The organism is Monashia sp. NPDC004114, assembly GCF_053603855.1.
Window position 1 is genome coordinate 93,437 of sequence record NZ_JBSGGK010000001.1, and the last position, 16,637, is coordinate 110,073.

General features: G+C 69.9%; 8 protein-coding genes. 3 read left to right on the forward strand and 5 right to left on the reverse strand.

Annotated features, from left to right (window positions below):
• Positions 1 to 86 precede the first annotated feature (86 nt).
• Positions 87 to 1,037, forward strand: a complete 951-nt coding sequence (locus ACWEOW_RS00405; RefSeq protein WP_452267165.1) for a pyridoxal-phosphate dependent enzyme — start codon at positions 87 to 89, stop codon at positions 1,035 to 1,037.
• Positions 1,034 to 5,995 (forward strand): amino acid adenylation domain-containing protein, encoded by a 4,962-nt coding sequence (locus ACWEOW_RS00410; RefSeq protein WP_452267166.1) that lies wholly within the window; start codon positions 1,034 to 1,036, stop codon positions 5,993 to 5,995. Before ACWEOW_RS00405 ends, ACWEOW_RS00410 begins: the two co-directional genes overlap by 4 nt.
• Here the strand turns inward: ACWEOW_RS00410 and ACWEOW_RS00415 are convergent.
• Together ACWEOW_RS00415 and ACWEOW_RS00420 are read right to left on the reverse strand one after the other, a co-directional pair.
• Positions 5,967 to 6,221 (reverse strand): MbtH family protein, encoded by a 255-nt coding sequence (locus ACWEOW_RS00415; protein ID WP_452267167.1) that lies wholly within the window; start codon positions 6,219 to 6,221, stop codon positions 5,967 to 5,969. The genes ACWEOW_RS00410 and ACWEOW_RS00415 overlap by 29 nt on opposite strands.
• Positions 6,222 to 6,233: 12 nt before the next feature.
• Complete coding sequence (locus ACWEOW_RS00420; RefSeq protein ID WP_452267168.1) at positions 6,234 to 7,010, reverse strand: hypothetical protein; 777 nt, start codon at positions 7,008 to 7,010, stop codon at positions 6,234 to 6,236.
• A gap of 100 nt (positions 7,011 to 7,110) precedes the next feature.
• Here ACWEOW_RS00420 and ACWEOW_RS00425 point away from each other — a divergent pair, with 100 nt between their 5' ends.
• Positions 7,111 to 11,409, forward strand: a complete 4,299-nt coding sequence (locus ACWEOW_RS00425) for a non-ribosomal peptide synthetase (protein WP_452267169.1) — start codon at positions 7,111 to 7,113, stop codon at positions 11,407 to 11,409.
• On the opposite strand, the gene ACWEOW_RS00430 is transcribed toward ACWEOW_RS00425, so the two are convergent.
• The 3 genes from ACWEOW_RS00430 to ACWEOW_RS00440 are packed head-to-tail and all read right to left on the reverse strand — an operon-like array spanning position 11,372 to position 16,559.
• A complete protein-coding gene (locus tag ACWEOW_RS00430; protein WP_452267170.1) occupies positions 11,372 to 15,403 on the reverse strand; it encodes an nSTAND1 domain-containing NTPase in 4,032 nt (1,343 codons plus the stop codon). The two genes, ACWEOW_RS00425 and ACWEOW_RS00430, sit on opposite strands and share 38 nt — an antisense overlap.
• Positions 15,404 to 15,450: 47 nt before the next feature.
• Positions 15,451 to 15,795 (reverse strand): CU044_2847 family protein, encoded by a 345-nt coding sequence (locus ACWEOW_RS00435; protein ID WP_452267171.1) that lies wholly within the window; start codon positions 15,793 to 15,795, stop codon positions 15,451 to 15,453.
• A gap of 29 nt (positions 15,796 to 15,824) precedes the next feature.
• On the reverse strand, positions 15,825 to 16,559 hold the full coding sequence (locus ACWEOW_RS00440; protein ID WP_452267172.1) for a hypothetical protein: 735 nt from the start codon (positions 16,557 to 16,559) through the stop codon (positions 15,825 to 15,827).
• Positions 16,560 to 16,637 lie beyond the last annotated feature (78 nt).

Sequence of the window (16,637 nt, forward strand, 5' to 3'; positions counted from 1 at the left end):
TCCGAGCGGGGGTCGGTCCGGTGGCGGATTGTCGCGGAGCCTCGTTCGCGGGAGGCTTGGTGCAACCGATCGGCTCGGCAGGTGCCATGATCCACGCTTCCGACCTCGCGTCCACGTGTCGCCGGCTGGAGCCGGCGATCACTCTGACTCGCGTGTTGAGGCTGAAGAGACAGGGCACCGAGTTCTTCCTGAAGGCCGAACACGAGCAGGTGTGCGGGTCGTTCAAGTCCCGGGGTGCGTGGAACGCGGTCCTGTGTCTTGATGCGCGCGCCATGCGCCGCGGCGTCGTGGCGGCGTCGTCGGGCAACCACGGATACGCGCTGGCCACGGCCGCGGCCGCAGCCGGAACGACTGCCGTCGTCGTTCTCCCCGACGACTGCCCGATGGGAAAGCGAACGGCGATCGCTCAAGCCGGCGCCCGGATCGTCGAGTACGACCCTCAGACTGACGACCGCGACGAGGTCGTCGCCCGGGTTGCGCGTCAGGAAGCGCGAACCATCGTGCGGTCCGCGGATGACCTGCAGGTCGTCTGCGGTGCGGCTACCGTCGCGAGCGAGCTGCTCGAGCAGGCGGGCGGGCTCGACGCCATCGTGGTTCCGGTCGGTGGTGGCGGTCTCGCGGCCGGAACTGCCATCGCCGCCAACCTGCTGTGCCCCGGGTGCCGGGTGGTGGGTGTCGAGCCGCGCACCGGCGACGACACCCGCCAGTCGATGATCCGGGGTTCGCGGGTGCGGATCCCTGTTCCGGCAACGATCGCCGACGGGCTGCGGCACCGCACGCCGGGAGAGCTGACCTTTCCCATCGTGCGTCGGCTCGTGGATCGCATCATCGTCGTCGAGGACGCCGAGATCCTGGCTGCGATGCGCCTGCTGCACGACCGATTCGGCGTCCACGCCGAACCGAGTGGTGCGGTCGCCCTGGCCGGCGCCCTGTCCGAGCGGCTCGGCGAGCCGTCGAACAGCCGGATCGGAGTCGTGGTGTCCGGGGGAAGCATCACGGACGATGAGTGGGATCGGCTGCTGGGGGCACCGCAGTGACCGAGCAGACCTTCCTGCACGAGCTGTTCGAGCAGGCGGCGAGCGCCCGCCCCGACGACGAGGCCGTCGTCTGTGGTGACCAGCGGCTGCGCTACGCAACGCTGAACGAGAGTGCGGAGCGCCTGGCTCGACGGCTTCGGGAGCTCATCGCGGGCCCTGAGCCGGTCGTTGCGGTCCTGCTCCCGCGCGGAGTCGATCTCGTCGTCGCGATGATCGCCGTGTGGAAGGCCGGTGGCGTCTACCTGCCTGTCGACCCGGCGCTGCCACGTGCACGCCGCGAGCTCATGGTGCGCGAGGCAGGCGCCCGCGTGCTGGTGCACAGCTGGAAAGACCAGCTCCACGTGCGACGGCACGACGCCGCGGCCGACGGGGTCATCGGTTCGCAAGACATGCGTCGGTTGGTTGTGAGTGACGCGGTGGACGACGCGCGGAACGCCTCCCGGCTGGCGTACATCACGTACACGTCCGGATCCTCGGGGCGTCCCAAAGCGGTCGGGACGGAACACCGCAATGCCGTCTCGTACCTGCGCGGTCTGGTCAACGCCGGCTACCTGGCGTCGGGCGATGTCGCCCTTCAGATGGCGGCGATGACCTTCGACGCCTCGATCCGTGACCTGTTCGGCCCGTTGACCGTCGGCGGCCGCAGCGTGATCCCTCCGCTGGGCCAACAGTTCGTGACCTCGACGCTGCACGCGTTGATCGCACGAGAGGGCGTGACGCTGCTCCCCAGCCTGGTGCCCGCCACACTTCGGCTGCTGTGCGCGCAGCCGTGGCCGGACGAAGACCGGGCTTCGACGGTTCGGCTGCTGATGGTGAGCGGCGAGCGCCTCCCCACGGAGACGGTGTCTCGCGCGTCCCGCGTCTTCCCAGGCGCCGAGGTGGTGAACCACTACGGACCCACCGAGTGCACGATGACGAGCACGTTCCACACAGTCGGTTCACACGACGGCGATCGGATTCCGGTGGGTATGCCGCTGCCCGGCACCGACATCCGCGTGCTGGACGATGTGCTCCGCCCAGTGCGGTCAGGCGAGCCGGGCGAGGTCTGGATCGGCGGCGCTGGGGTCACTCGCGGCTATCTCAACCAGCCTTCGCTCACGGCGCGAAGCTTCATGCCTGACCCGTACAGCCCGATCCCGGGTGCGCGGATGTACCGCACAGGCGACCTTGGTCGCTGGGACGAGGACGGACGGCTTGATCTGTTGGGGCGCGTCGACGAGCAGCTCAAGCTCCATGGCTTTCGGTTCGAGGCGGCCGAGCTTGACGGCATCCTGCTTGCTCACCCGGACGTCGCCGATGCGGCCGTCCGGCTGGTCGACCGGGGTCGCACCTCACCGCTCCTGGTGGCTTACGTCGTCGATCCTGCTGGGCGCCGAGTCTCGGACAGCCAGCTGATGTCCCATGTGCGCAACCACGTTCCGGAGCCTCTCGTCCCGCATCGTGTCGTCCGGCTCGCCGCACTCCCACGCACGGTCACGGGAAAGCTGGATCGGGCCCGGCTTCCCGATCCTGAGCGAGTGTCCAGAGACCGGAGAGCGGATTCCGCCACCGAGCTCGATACCGCCAGTGACGCGCACGACATGCTCGGGTGCTGGCAGAGGGTCCTCGGCGCCGATGTCGGCATGGACGACGACTTCATCGACCTCGGAGGCGACTCGATCAGCGGCATGGCCCTGCTTGCTCGTGTTCACGAGCTCTGGGGTGTCCGGCTGACTCTCAGAGAGCTGTTCGCCGCGCCGACCCCAGCGCTCCTGAGCGCCCGCGTGCGGGATCGATCGCCGGAGGGTGAGGCTCGCCCGGGGCCGAGCGCCGAGCCGGGGACGTCCACCACCGGCTCGGAGACCAGATCGCTGTCGTTCGCGGAGGAGCGCCTGTGGTTCTTCGAGCAGCTGCTGCCAGGCACTCCGCTCAACACGATTCCGGTCGCTGTTCGCGTGCGGGGCGACGTGCGTCTCGATGCCCTCGCGGCAGCCACATCCATCGTCATCTCCCGCCACGATGCCCTTCGCACGCGCTACACCACGGACCAAGGGGTGCCGGGCGCGTGCCTCGACGCCCCCGGCGACATCGTCGAGCTCATCGAGTCACCCAGCGAGGCCGACCTTTCACGGCAGCTTCGGGCTCTCGCCGCGGAGCCGGTGCCGCTGGACCAGGTGCCGTTGATGCGTCTCACCTGTCTTCGCCGCGGCGTGACAGAACACGTGCTCCTCCTTCGGATCCATCACCTCGTAGCGGATGCCTGGTCGGTGAACCTCTTCTGGGACGAGCTCAGCGAGGCCTACGACGAGGTGCGTCACGGCACAGGAAGCCAGGGCTCACCACCGCCGCCCGCCCCGACGGGAGCGGACTACGCGGCCCATGCGGCGCGGCAGCGGGACGAGCTCTCGCCAGCGATCGTGGAGAGCCATCTCGCCTTCTGGCGCTCCGAGCTCGACGGTGCTCCGGCCCTCATCGCGCTGCCGTGGGACCGTCCGCGTCCATCCGTCCAGCGTCATCGGGGCGCGAAGCTCTACCGGACCTTCCCGGCATCGCTGTCCCGCGACCTGGAGGAGCTCGCGCGGAATGGTTCGGCGAGCACGTTCATGGTGTTGCTGGCCGGCTGGGCGTCCCTGCTCGGCCGGTACACCGGCCAGGAGGACGTTGTCGTCGGTGTCCCGTCATCTGGCCGGGAGTCGGTCGAGCACGAGAGGGCCTTCGGCCTCTATGTCAACATGCTGCCGGTGCGGATCCGCCTGACGGGCCGCCCCGGGTTCCGCGCGCTCGTCCGGCGCGTGCGCGACACTCTGCTGCGAGTCCTGGAGCACCGGGACCTGCCCTTCGAGAAGCTGGTGGAGTCGCTCCGCCCCGACCGCGAGCTCGCGTACAGCCCCATCTTCCAGGTGCTGGCTGACCTGCAGGCGCCCCGTATGCCGGCGTGGAGCGGGATGGTCGCCCAGCCAGAACGGGTCGACACCGGCACCGCCCGTTTCGACATTTCGGTGTCGTTCGCCCATCGAGGAAGCCACCTCGAGGCAGCGTTCACCTATGACACGGATCTGTTCGAGCCGGCCACGATCGAGTCCTTGGCCGACGGCCTGGAGCTGCTCCTCGTCGAGGCCTGCGCCGAGCCTGACACGCCTGTGGACGCACTCCCCCTCGTGGGAGCCACCGAGCTCGCGGAGCTGACCGACGCGCACGCATCGCCCGGTCGGGACGGCACGCTCATCGCAGCATTCGTGAAGGCTGCGGTGCAGCGCGCGGACGCCGTCGCGCTGACGAGCGGCGAACGTTCCTGGACCTACAGCCAGCTCTTGGCCGCGGCAGCCGACCACGCTCTGGCGCTCAGGACGGCGGGTGTCGTGCCAGGGTCCGTGGTCGCGGTCTGCTTGGACCGGGGCCCACATCTGGTCGCCGCGCTGCTCGGTGTGCACCTCGCCGGGTGCGCCTACTCGCCGCTCGACCCGACGCAGCCGCCCGCCAGGCTGTCGAACCTGGTCCGCGGCGTCGGCGCGGCCGCCCTCCTCACAGCCGACTCCGCGCGGGGCGTCCCGGACGGCATACCTGTGGTGGTCGTCGACGAGCGGCTCGAGCCATCGGCAGATGCGGCGCCGCCTGAGGTGGACGGCTGGATCGACCCTCAGGAGCTCGCCTACCTCATCCATACGTCGGGATCCACCGGGGAGCCCAAGTGTGTGGAGATCACGCAGGCTGCACTCCTCAACCTGCTTGCTGACCTGTCGGTGCGGCTGGCCGTCACCCCTGATGATGTCCTCGTCGCGGTCACCACCGTGTCGTTCGACATCGCGGCCCTGGAGCTGTTCCTCCCGTTGCTCGCCGGTGCGCGACTCGTGGTGTCTGACCGTGCGACGGCGCAGGATCCCATAGCGCTCGCCGAGCTCGTGCGGCGGGAGGCAGCCACGATCCTGCAGGCGACGCCGGCCACGTGGGAGGGTCTGGTTCTCCGTCCGGAGCTGCCGCACCTGAGAGTGGCCATGTGTGGGGGCGAGCAGCTGTCGCGCAGCCTCGCCCAGCGACTCTTGCCCCTTGCCGACGATGTCTACAACCTCTATGGGCCCACTGAGACAACCATCTGGTCGACGATCTCACCCATCGGGTCCGACCCCGAGACGGTGGCCATCGGCCGCCCGCTCGCCGGCACCACCGTGGTGGTCCTCGACGAACGGCTCCAACCGGTGCCGCCGGGGGTGCACGGAGAGATCTATATCGCGGGCGCAGGGGTCGCTCGCGGCTACCGCGGGCGGCCGGGGCTCACGGCCCAGCGGTTTCTGCCTTTCCCCTTCGCCTCGGATGGCGGCGCGGACGGGGGCCGGCTGTATCGGACTGGAGACTGGGGGCGCCGACGTCGCGACGGGACATTGGAGTACCTTCGTCGCGTCGATCGTCAGCTCAAGGTCCGCGGGTTCCGCGTCGAGCCTGCCGAGGTCGAGGCAGCATTGGCCGATCACCCCGCCGTGGTGCAAGCCCTGGTCGTGGGCCACGGGGAGCACGCGCCGGACCGGCTCGTCGCCTACGTCGTCACTGTTGCACCGATCGCTCCAGAAGAGCTGCGGCGTCAGGTTTCCCGAGTGCTGCCCGCCTACCTCGTGCCAGAGACCATCATCGTGCTGGATGCTTTCCCGCTGACACCGAACGGCAAGGTCGACACCGCTTCGCTTCCCGAGCCGTCGGGCACCCGTGCATCGCTCGCGGCCGCCTTCGCTCCTGCGCGGACCGACGTCGAGCGCCGGCTTGCCGGCATCGTCGGCGACGTTCTGGGAGCCGGGCAGGTGGGCATCGACGACGACTTCTTCGATCTCGGGGGTCACAGCCTGCTCGCTGTTCGCGTGTCCGCTCGCGCGTCGGCGGACTTCGACTGCAAGGTCACCTTGGAGATGGTGTTCACCAACCCGACCGTGCGAACGCTCGCGGCCCGCATCGAGGAAGCGGTGATCAACCAGCTCCTGACGGGTCCTTCGTGACGCCGGCGTTGCCGGCGGCGGGCCGGTCAGCTCGCATGCTCGCTGGTGTCAGGTCGGTCCACACTCGATCCACGTAGTCGGCACACTCGTCGGCAGTGCCGGTCATGCCGGTGTCGCGCCATCCCGCCGGCAAGGCGGCGTCATGCGGCCACAGCGCGTACTGCTCTTCGTCGTTGACCACCACGCGGCAGTTCGGCGCCTCCGGGTCACGCTCCCACCAGATCATCGGGTCTCCAGGTCAGCCGTCGATGCTCAGAGTCCACGTCACTTCGCCGGACGATGGCACCACCGCTGCCTCGCCGTCACCGGCCAACGACAGGGTCGGTGAGTAGCCGAGCATCGGCTCGAGGACAACGGAGCGATAGGGGTCGGCCGAGGGCCACCCGCCGAGGTTTCGCCACATCGCTATGCCGGCGGGCTGGCCCTCGACCCTGAGCGTCAGGACGAGAACGTCGTCGCCATCCAGAACCGACACCGTACGCAGCTCCGGGACGATGATCATGAGAGCGGTTCCGTCGTCATCGTCCAACCGGCTCAGGTCCGTGCCCCGGAAGCTGGGCCACGATGCCTCCGATGTGCCGTGCTCGTCGTTGACCCACATGTCGCGTCCGTTGGGGACAAGAACCCGAGCGCCGCGAGCGAGGTCGATCGCTGCGTGTGCCGCCCACACGAAACGCGCACCGGGCGGACCCTGCAACCGATAGCGCGCCGTGATCCCGGAGGGTCCGACGTCGATGCTTCTGCGGAGGGTGAACGGGTCGGCCCAGACCACGAGCCCATCGCCTTCCGGGTCCCACCGCCGGCACCAGACATCCCCGTGGTCAGGACTCCCGCCGATCGTGGGGAGGCACTCCTCGAGACCGCCGGCGTCCACGAACGGGTCTCCGGGACGGACAGTCCGCCGAGCCGGAACATCGTTGCGCCACAACCATTCCCGGCCGCTGCGACCCACGAGGGATGACCATCTTCCGCCGAGCTGGGCGTCGATGTCGGCCTGCATGGGAAGCGATCGCACACGACCTCCCCGTCGGTTGACGACTCGTGCTACGAGTCTGGGCATCGTGCTCAGGACCTGTCAATCTGGACTGGTACCTCCACGACGAGGAGCCGAAGCGATGTCGACCACGCCTGACCGCGACGAGTCGCGCGACGAGCTGGAGCGGCTTCGAGGGCGGCTCACGGCGGGGCAGCTCGACCAGCTGCGCAGGCGGCTCTCCGGCGTCGGGGCTCCTGTGCCCCCGATCAGGCGTGTTGCCGTGCAGGCACGGCTGCCGCTGTCGGCTGCCCAGCAGCGAATGTGGTTCCTGGAGCAGCTGGAGCCCGGCACGCCGACCTACACGATCGCCCTTGCTTTCGATGTCCCGGCTCGCCTGCACCAGGGAGCCCTCCAGGAGGCGGTGCGGGCCGTGATGCGGCTCTGGCCGGTGCTCCGGAGCACCTTCCGCGAAGTGGACGGCGTGCCGTGGTGTTTCCCGCAGCAGGACGACGAGCCGGACTTCGCTGTCGTCACGGCGACGGGGTCCAAGGACATCGACGCGACTCTGTCGCTCGAGGCGACAGCGCCCTTCGACCTCGCACGAGGTCCCCTGTTGCGGGTGAGGCTCATCCACTCCGACGACAGCCCCGACGACAGCTCCGACGCACTGCTGGTGTGCGTGCACCACCTCGTAGCAGACGCGGGCTCGATCGGGCCCATGTTCGAGGCACTGGCGGTCGCGTACGACATGGCTCACAGAGGGAGCGACATCCACGCGGAGCCTGCGGCCTCGACGGCGCTCTACGCCGACTACGTCCAATGGCAGGCCGAGCGTCTCGGAGGTGACCAGCTCGCCGGGCACCGTCGCTGGTGGCGTGAGACCTTGGCCGGAGCACCGACCGTCCTCCCACTCCCCGACGGAGCCGCCCGGCCTCCGACTCGCACCTCTGTCGGCACCGAGACCGCGCACGAGCTGGGGTTGGAGATCACCGGACGCTGCTCCGATCTGGCCCGCGCCGAACGGGCTACGCCGTTCATGGTTCTGCTCGCAGCCACCGCTGCCGTGCTGGCCCGAGTCACCGGGCAGCACGACCTCCTCATCGGCGTCCCCATGTCGGGTCGAGTCCATCCTCAGCTCGACTCCGCAGTGGGTCTGTTCGTCAACACCGTCCCGACGCGGATCACGGTGGATCCCCGCCGCTCCTTCCGCGAGCTCGTCCGGCAGACTCGGGACGCAGTCATCGCCGCTCTCGAGCACCAGGAGGTGCCGCTCGAGTGGATGGTGGAGGACGCCGTCCCACTCCGGTCTACCGCGCACTCCCCGTTGTTCCAGGTGCTCGCTGACCTGATGCAGCCGCTGGAACCACGGCTGGGCGGGACGACGCTCAGGCAGCGGTCGATCGCCACAGGAACGACGAAGTTCGATCTGTGCTGGGCGTTTCGGATCGACGCCAGGACGACCGAGGTCAGACTCTCGACGGCGACTGACGTGATCCCGTCGGCGTCGGCGCGGCGGTTGCTCGACTCGTGGGTCCGGCTCGTGCAGAACGCCGTGACCGATCCCGACACGACGGTGCAGCGGCTCGGCGTCGCGGCACCCGAGGATGCCCGAAAGCTGCAGGCGGTGTCCCATGGACCTGACCCGGGCGTGCCGCCCGGAATCCTCGAGACGGTCCGCCATCTCGCCGCGGCGGACCCACATCGCGTGGCGATCTGTTTCGGCGCCGAAGACCTGACCCGAGGACAGCTCGTCGCGTCCGTTGACGCATGCGCCGACCGGCTCCGCAGCGCCGGAGTGGGGCCCGGGAGCGTCGTGGGCATCAGCACGCGGCCGTCCTTCCACACCGTCATCGGAGTGCTGTCCGTCCTGGCCGCCGGAGCGGCCTTTCTGCCTCTGGACCCGGAACAGCCCCTGGAACGCCTTCGCGGGCACATGACCGAGGCGGGCGGCATACTCGTCCTGGTGCCGCCCGACGGGGCGGAAGCGCTGCGCCCGCTCGGGATGCCGCTGCTCACCCCTTCGCTCGCACCTTTCGACCGACCGGACGACCTGCGACACCCCGTGGTCACCGACCCGGGCGACCGGCCTGCGTACGTGATGTACACCTCCGGCTCGACCGGCAGGCCGAAAGGCGTGGTGGTCCCGCTGCGGGCCATCGAGCACCGGGTTGGCTGGATGCTTCGGCTCCACCGGATCGGGCCGTCGGATCGAGTGCTGCTGAAGACGCCGCTCACCTTCGACGTCGCTCTCGGGGAGCTGTTCGAGGGGCTGGTGTCAGGGGCCCTCCTTGTGGTGGCAGCCCCGGGGTCGCACCGCGATCCGGATGCGCTGGCACAGCTGGTCCTCGAGCAAGAGGTCACCATCGCCCACTTCGTCCCATCCGTCCTCGGGCCGTTTCTGGACGCGGTCACACGCGCGCGAAGCACACCGACGGGCGCACCCTGCGTGGATCGGCTCCGGCGGCTCTTCTGCAGCGGCGAGGCTCTCGGCCCCGGGCTCGCGCACCAGGCCGCCGGAACGTTCCCGACGGCGCAGGTGCACAACCTCTACGGACCCACCGAGGCGGCCGTCGAGGTGGCCGGCTGGCGCGTGAAGCCGGACGACGAGGAGACGGTGCCCATCGGGCGGCCGATGCCCGGGTGCAGCCTGTACGTCCTCGACGCACTGTTGCAGCCCGTTCCACCGGGCGTGGCGGGCGAGCTCTACATCGGAGGCGTCCAGCTGGCCCTCGGGTACCTCGCTGCGCCCGGGCCGACCGCGCGTGTCTTCATGCCGGACCCCTTCGCCCCCACCGCCGGAATACGGATGTACCGCACCGGCGACCGGGTGGTGCGTCGTGAGGACGGCGCGCTCGTCTTCCTCGGACGCATCGACAGGCAGCTCAAGCTCCGGGGCGAGCGGGTCGAGCCCGGAGAGATCGAGGCCGTGCTCCGCGCCCATCCGGCCGTGCGGTCAGCCGCGGTCCGCCTTGAGCAGGAGGGCGACTCGGCTGGGCGGCTGGTCGCCTACGTCGTGAGGGACACATCAGCACCGACCGGGGACCTTCGTGCGCATCTCGCGTCCCGGCTGCCACGCGTCATGGTTCCGCATCGGATAGTCCTGTGCACCGACATCCGGCTCACGGCCAGCGGCAAGCTCGACTACGCCGCGCTGGCGCCTCCGCCGGCTGTCGCCCTCGATGCCTCCGGCCACCAGGGGGAACCCACCGCGGGAGTCACTGCGGAGGGCACCGAGGAGGGCACCGAGGATCACGTCTCGGGCAGGGAGCAGGGCGTCGCGACGCTCCTGTGCGAGGTGCTGGACGTCCCTCGGCTCGGTCGGACGGAGGACTTCTTCGACGCAGGTGGGCACAGTCTTCTGGCTGCACAAGCGGTGGCACGACTGCGCGCCGAGCTGGGCGTGCAGCTCTCGCTGCGATCCTTCCTGCACGATCCGACCGTGGCCGGCATCATGTCCACGGTCCGGGACGGCTCCCCTGCCGCGGCCGGGCCGAGCCGGGCCCCTGCGGCGCTGGTCCGCAGGACGAGCACGCCGCTGCTGGTCACCGGCGCCTCAGGAATGATCGGCTCCTTCGTGGTTCGCGAGCTGCGCCGTAGAGGTCACCGGCTACGGCTGTTCGTCCGCGACACGTCGATGATGGAGGACCTGTCCATCGACGACGAGCTGGCCATCGGAGACCTGGCCGATGCCGGGAGTCTCGACGCTGCCGCTCGCGGCGCCCGTGGCGTCGTGCACCTGGCCTGTACCTTCCGGGACTGGAACCACGACGCGTATGCCGTCGCGCAGCTCGTCGCCAGCTGGGCTGGCGGGCCGTTCGTGCTGATGAGCAGCACGGACGTCTACCCGTGGTCGGCGCCGGGACCGATCGACGAAGACGCTGTCCTTCAGCCGGAGGCGTCGGCGGCCGACTATGTCCGTGGAAAGCTGCGCGCGGAACGACTGCTACGAGAGGCAGCCGGCTCGGGCGCGCCCGATCGCGTGACGATCCTGAGATCGCCCTTCGTCTGGGGACCGCACCCGTACTGTCGCTGGCAGCTGCGCACGGGGGCCGGTCATGCGTTCTACCGGGCCGCCGCCGGGGAGGCCGTCACGATTCCGCAGGGCGATCCGTCCGAGGTGGCCCTCAGCTGGATCGACGCACGTGACCTTGCCGTCCTCGTCGCCGACTGCGTCGAGGAGCCCGCCGGCCGTGCCTTGAACGCGGCCACCGGCCGGATCGGGTGGTCCGACTTCTACACCCAGATGTCGCAGCTCACCGGTCGCGACGTCACCGTGCGAACGGGAGACGTGCCCCCGGGCGACCTCCACACCCGGGTCCGTTGGTACGCCACGGAACGGGTACGGGCCCGCGGTTTCAGACCGCGGCATACTGACTGGGCGGCAACGCTGGCCTCGTTCCTCAGACCACCCACGGCCGCTTCGGCACCTGAGCCCTGACGCGCTCCATCGTCGCTCCATAGCTGCCGCCGATCGCCGGGTGGCCGTCGATGCGCAGGCACGCCATCTCGAGGAAGGTTCGCCAGCCCAGTCTCCACAGCAGCACCCGGCCGTCGGCTCCGGCGCTCGCAACCAGCCCAACGTCACGGGCGAGCGACACACGCCAGACGCCGCCGTCATGGCCGTGAACGGGCTCGCTCACCGCTCTGCCCACCCTGTCCCAGATCCGCAGCGTGCCGTCGGCCGAGCCGCTGACGATGGACTGCCCGTCGGGTGCGACGGCGACACAGTGCACCGGGCCCCTGTGCCCGTGCATCGGCTCGGCGACGGCCTCCCCGGTCGTGACGTCCCACAGTCGCACCGTGCGGTCCAGCCCGGCACTGACCAGTGTCGTCCCGTCGGGAAAGAACGCCAGGTCGCGGACGCCGGCCCCGTGTCCCTCCAGCGGCTTGCCGACGGATGACCCGTCGGAGCGCCAGAGCCGGATCGTGCCGTCGTTGCTCCCGGTGGCGAGCAGGTGCGCGTCGGGAGTGAACACCGCCGACCACACCTCGTCGCGATGTCCCGCCAGCGGTCCGGCGACCACGGCGCCGTCCGGCCGCCACAGCAGCACCGTCGCGTCCGCGCCGCCGGTGGCGACCAGCTGACCGTCCGCGCTGACGTCAACGGCATACACCGCGCCTCGATGACCCCTCAGCACCGTCTCGCACCGGCCGGTCGGGGCATCCCACACGCGGGCGGTTCCATCCGCTGCGGCGGAGGCGATTCGGGTACCGGCGGCATCACGTGCCAGCGAGTAGACGTAGCCCTCGTGGCCGGCCCACGGGTCGCCGATCGGTTCGCCGGAGGTGCTCCATCGTCGAAGGAGCATGTCGGCGCCGGCACTGACCAGCTGCCGCGCGTCGTCGAGCACGATGACGCCGTTCACGTCCGTGCCGCCACCCGACAACACGGCATACGGACCATGCCCGTCGCGGGCCCACGTGCGCACGGTGGCGTCGGCGCCGGCACTGACCACGAGGCGGTCGTCGTCGACGAGCGCGAGTGACGTCACGGCGCCCTGGTGTCCCACGAGGTCCGGCCGGATGGCCCGGCCCTTCAGATCCCACGTGCGCACGACACCGTCCCCGCCGGCTGACACCAGGACCAAGCCGTCCCGCGAGACGGTCAACGCGCTGACCCCACCGACGTGCCCCTGCCACGGCCGCCCGACGGGGCGGCCGTCGCTGGACCAGACACGGATGCTCCGGTCGGCGCCGCCCGAGATCACCAGGCCCCCGGGGGCGTGCACGGCCATGCTCAGGACGACACCGTCGTGTCCTCGCCACGGGGGCCCGATCGGGTCGCCATTCTCCGCCCACGCACGCAGGGTGCCGTCCGCGGATGCGGACACGACTCTCTCCGGCAGGATGCCGATGGTGGTGATCTCGTCGTCGTGGCCGTGCCACGGCGCTCCCATCGGCTGGCCCGTGGGAGACCAGGCGCGCAGGGTCCTGTCCGCGGAGCCGGAGATGACGAACCGGCCGAGCGGATCCACCGCGACGGCGGTAACCGCGCCCTCGTGGCCCTGCCAGGGGGGACCCAGCGGTTGGCCCGTCGGCGACCAGGCGCGCAGGGTCCTGTCCGCAGAGCCGGAGATGACGAACCGGCCGAGCGGATCCACCGCGACGGCGGTGACCGCGGCGTCGTGGCCCTGCCAGGGCGGACCCAGCGGTTGGCCCGTCGGCGACCAGGCGCGCAGGGTCGTGTCCACCGAGGCCGACACCACGAGGCGACCGTCCGGACTCGCGGCGATGCACGTCACCGGTGCATGGTGGGCGCCCACGACAGTCAGCTCTCGGGCCGTCAGAAGCGCGGCGTGCAAGCTCACCTGCGGGAGGTCGATGAGGTCGTCCGGGAGCTCGGCCAGGTTGGTGAGTACCGTGTCGGCGGCCACGGCGAGGGCCGCTACGGGCTCGACGTCCAGGAGCAGACGGACTCGCAGCGCTTGTTCGCGCAGGCCCGCACGAACGAGCTCTTCCTCCGCCCGAGCGCGCTGTTGCTCGGCCTCGCTCAAGGCCCGCTGCAGGCGCTGCTGCTCGGCGACCCAGGCGTCGTCGCTCGCCGTGATGAACTCGCGCTGCGCATCGCTCAGGCGGTCGAGCTGGATGGGGTCGAGGCGTTTGGCGGCCTCGAGGGTCCGGCCGCGCAGGAGCGCTCCCGAGTCCCGGTTCCCGATCTCCCCCGAGGACTCCCACCTCTCCCGGGCGCGGTCCAGGTCCTGCCGCCAGATCAGGAAGCTGCGGTCGGCATCGAGCCACTCGCGCAGGCGTTGCCACTCGCGCAGCAGGGAGTCGTGCACGAGCTCGACGAGCACATCGCCGGTCTGCGAGTCGAGCCGGGTGACAAGCAGCCGTTCGTCCGCGAGCCGGTACACGATCGCGGTCACGTCCGTCAGCTCGTCCGGCGTACGTGCCAGCTCGGTCAGATCTCGTCGCCGCCGGCTGTCCGGGGTCGAATGCCGCTCGTCGCCGAGGTGGACCAGGTCGAGGAAGACGCGACGTACCTTCGGGAGGTCCGACTCGTCGAAACGCGCGAGGGCTTCCTCGGCCCATCCCGCGATGCCACCCGCGACCTTCCCGATCTGCTCGTAGGCCTGATGGGTGAGCAGCCCGTCGACGCGACGCTCCCACAGCTGGGTCAGGGCGAACTCGAGCAGCGGCAGGACAGTGCTTGCGGCCGTGTCCTCTTCGGCGCTCGGAGCCGCATCGATCGCATCGTCGACGATTCGCTTGGCAAGACCTTCCTCGAAACGCAGGCCGACCGCCCCGGCGGGGCCGGTGACGATGGCACTCAGGTCGGGGCGACCAAGGGTAGGGGGGATCGTGCGGAGCCCCTCCTCCAACGCGCGGGTGAGGCCGGGTGCTTCGTGCACCAGGGCGGCGAAGAACTCGTCACGCATGACGAGGACGACGGTCACCGGGCGGGTCGAGGTCACCAAGGACGCCAACCACTGCAAGACCGCACGACGCTGTGCAGGCGGGAGGACGACGAAAGTCTCTTCGAACTGGTCCAGGGTCAGCAGCACGGGTGAGTCGCTCGTGTCGCTCATGGGCACTACTCGGTTCAGCTCGCTCATGACGCTCGCGTCGTCTGATCCGGGATCGGACGGATGCGCCAGCAGGTCCGCTGGGCGAGTCACGATGACCCGCGGGCTTGCGCCGGCGCCGCCATTCGCTGAGGCGAGCGCCGGCACCAGGCCCGCACGGACAAGCGACGACTTTCCGCTTCCGGAAGGACCGAGGACGGCCAGAAAGCGGGTTCCAGGTCTGCGGACGGCAGTCACGAGCCGGGCGACGGTCTCTTCACGGCCGAAGTAGAGGTCCTTTTGGGCCTCGGTGAAGGTATCGAGCGCGAAGTACGGCTGGACGTCCGATGCCGCGAGGCCGGGAACCAGCCGCAGGATGGTGCTGGCCGGGATCGCGAAGGCCGTCCGGAGCTGACGGCCGTGGTCCCCGCTCGTGATCGCGTCGACCATGCCCGCCAACCTGCCCGAAACGACATCGACGAGCGGGGCACCGCTGAAACCAGGGACGATCTCGTCAGCACCGGACAGCTGAAGCACCGGCATGCCGTTCTCGTCCGCGATCTCGGCGGCGATCTGCGCGGTCCCGACGAGTCCTTCGACGGGCTTCGCCGGCGGGTATCCGAACGTCCAGGCGTCATGACCGACCGGGCTGGTCGACATCGAGAACGGCACGGTGTCTGCGCCGTCCGGCCACGGTGAGTCCGGGGACACCTGCAGGACGGCCACGTCCTCATCCTCGTGCCAGTGCTCCGGCAGGACCGTGGCCTCCAAGAGCTGCCCGCTCGCGTGATGTACGAGGGAGAGGGTTCCCCCCGGGATCCCGCCGGCGTACTCGACCACGTGCGCGCAGGTCAGGACAAGGCGCTCCGGCTCGCTGACGATGAACCCCGTACCAACCGTCTCGGTCGCCGACTGGACACGAACCACCGACGCTCGCGCCGCGGTGATCGGCGCCGGTCCCGGCACCGAAGGGTTCACGGAAGTGGCCGCGTCCAGGTCAGCTTGACGGCGTAGTTCGACTCGCCGCTCAGCTTGCCGATCGCGAGGTTCCCGAGCTCGCCGGTCGCCTTGACCGAGAACTGGAGCTCGATGTTGTCCGGTGGGTCCTCGAGACGGCGAACGGCCTGCACGAACGATCCGGCCGTCTGCTCGAGCAGGGCGCCGAACGCCGCCTGCAACGACGTCTGCGCCTTGACCAGACCATCGTTGATGCGGTCCGCCACCCCTGCCTTGACCACGCCTGGGCGGGCCTGCACGTCTGCAGGCGTCACTTCGACCAGGATCGTGTGCTCGTCGTCGTTGAACTGCAAGTAGGTCATTCTCGCTTCACCGCCAATCCTCCACGCGGTCAGGATGACCGCACCATCACCAGACCCCACTGGTCCGACTGGTCCGACTGGTCCGACTGACCCGACTGGGCACCCGGACGCGCCGTCCAGCCGCAGACCACTCCCTTGGGACGCGACGCCAGGTAGCCAGGTCCTTCGCGCACCGTGCCGTCCTCATGGGTGAACGTCAATGTCGCACCGTGCGGGATGCCTGCGATAGAGCGACCGTCGACGCTGAAGGCGGTGCGATCGGGTCCGAGAACTCCCGTACCACTGAAGGACTCGCCGTCTGCGGCCGCCACGATCGTCACCATGGCAGTCAGGCCGTCAACGTCCGCAGACCATCGGCCGGCGAAGTCTGACGCGGTCGCGGGACCGTCGCGGTACGTCCCGAGAAGGATTCGGGCGGCGCGGGTGGCGAAGAAGCCGTAGGGCGTGCCCTGCCACAGGCTGGCACCGGAGATGGAGCGCTCACCAGCCGTCGTCAGGTAGCCGGAGAAGACCTGACGCTCGAGCCAGTTGTAGTCGTGGATCGTCAGCTCGACGGCCCGCCGACCGCCCACGCCGACGCGTCCGGTGACGACGTAGTCGTCATCGAAGCGCTCGCTGTGCAGGAGTCCGTTGACCTCGGTGTGCGGGTCCTGGCCGCCCGGCTCCAGCGTGAGAGAGGCGAGCCAGCCGTCGTCGCAGAATGACCAGCGGCCGGCCACGTCGGCCGCGCAGACTCGGTGGGGCTCGTTCTCGTAGTCTGGCATCGCCCACCTCGCCTGGCTCGACGTTCTGGGTTCGAGACGACTGTATAGGGTTCGAGGTGATCGTGGCCGTCAGTGAGG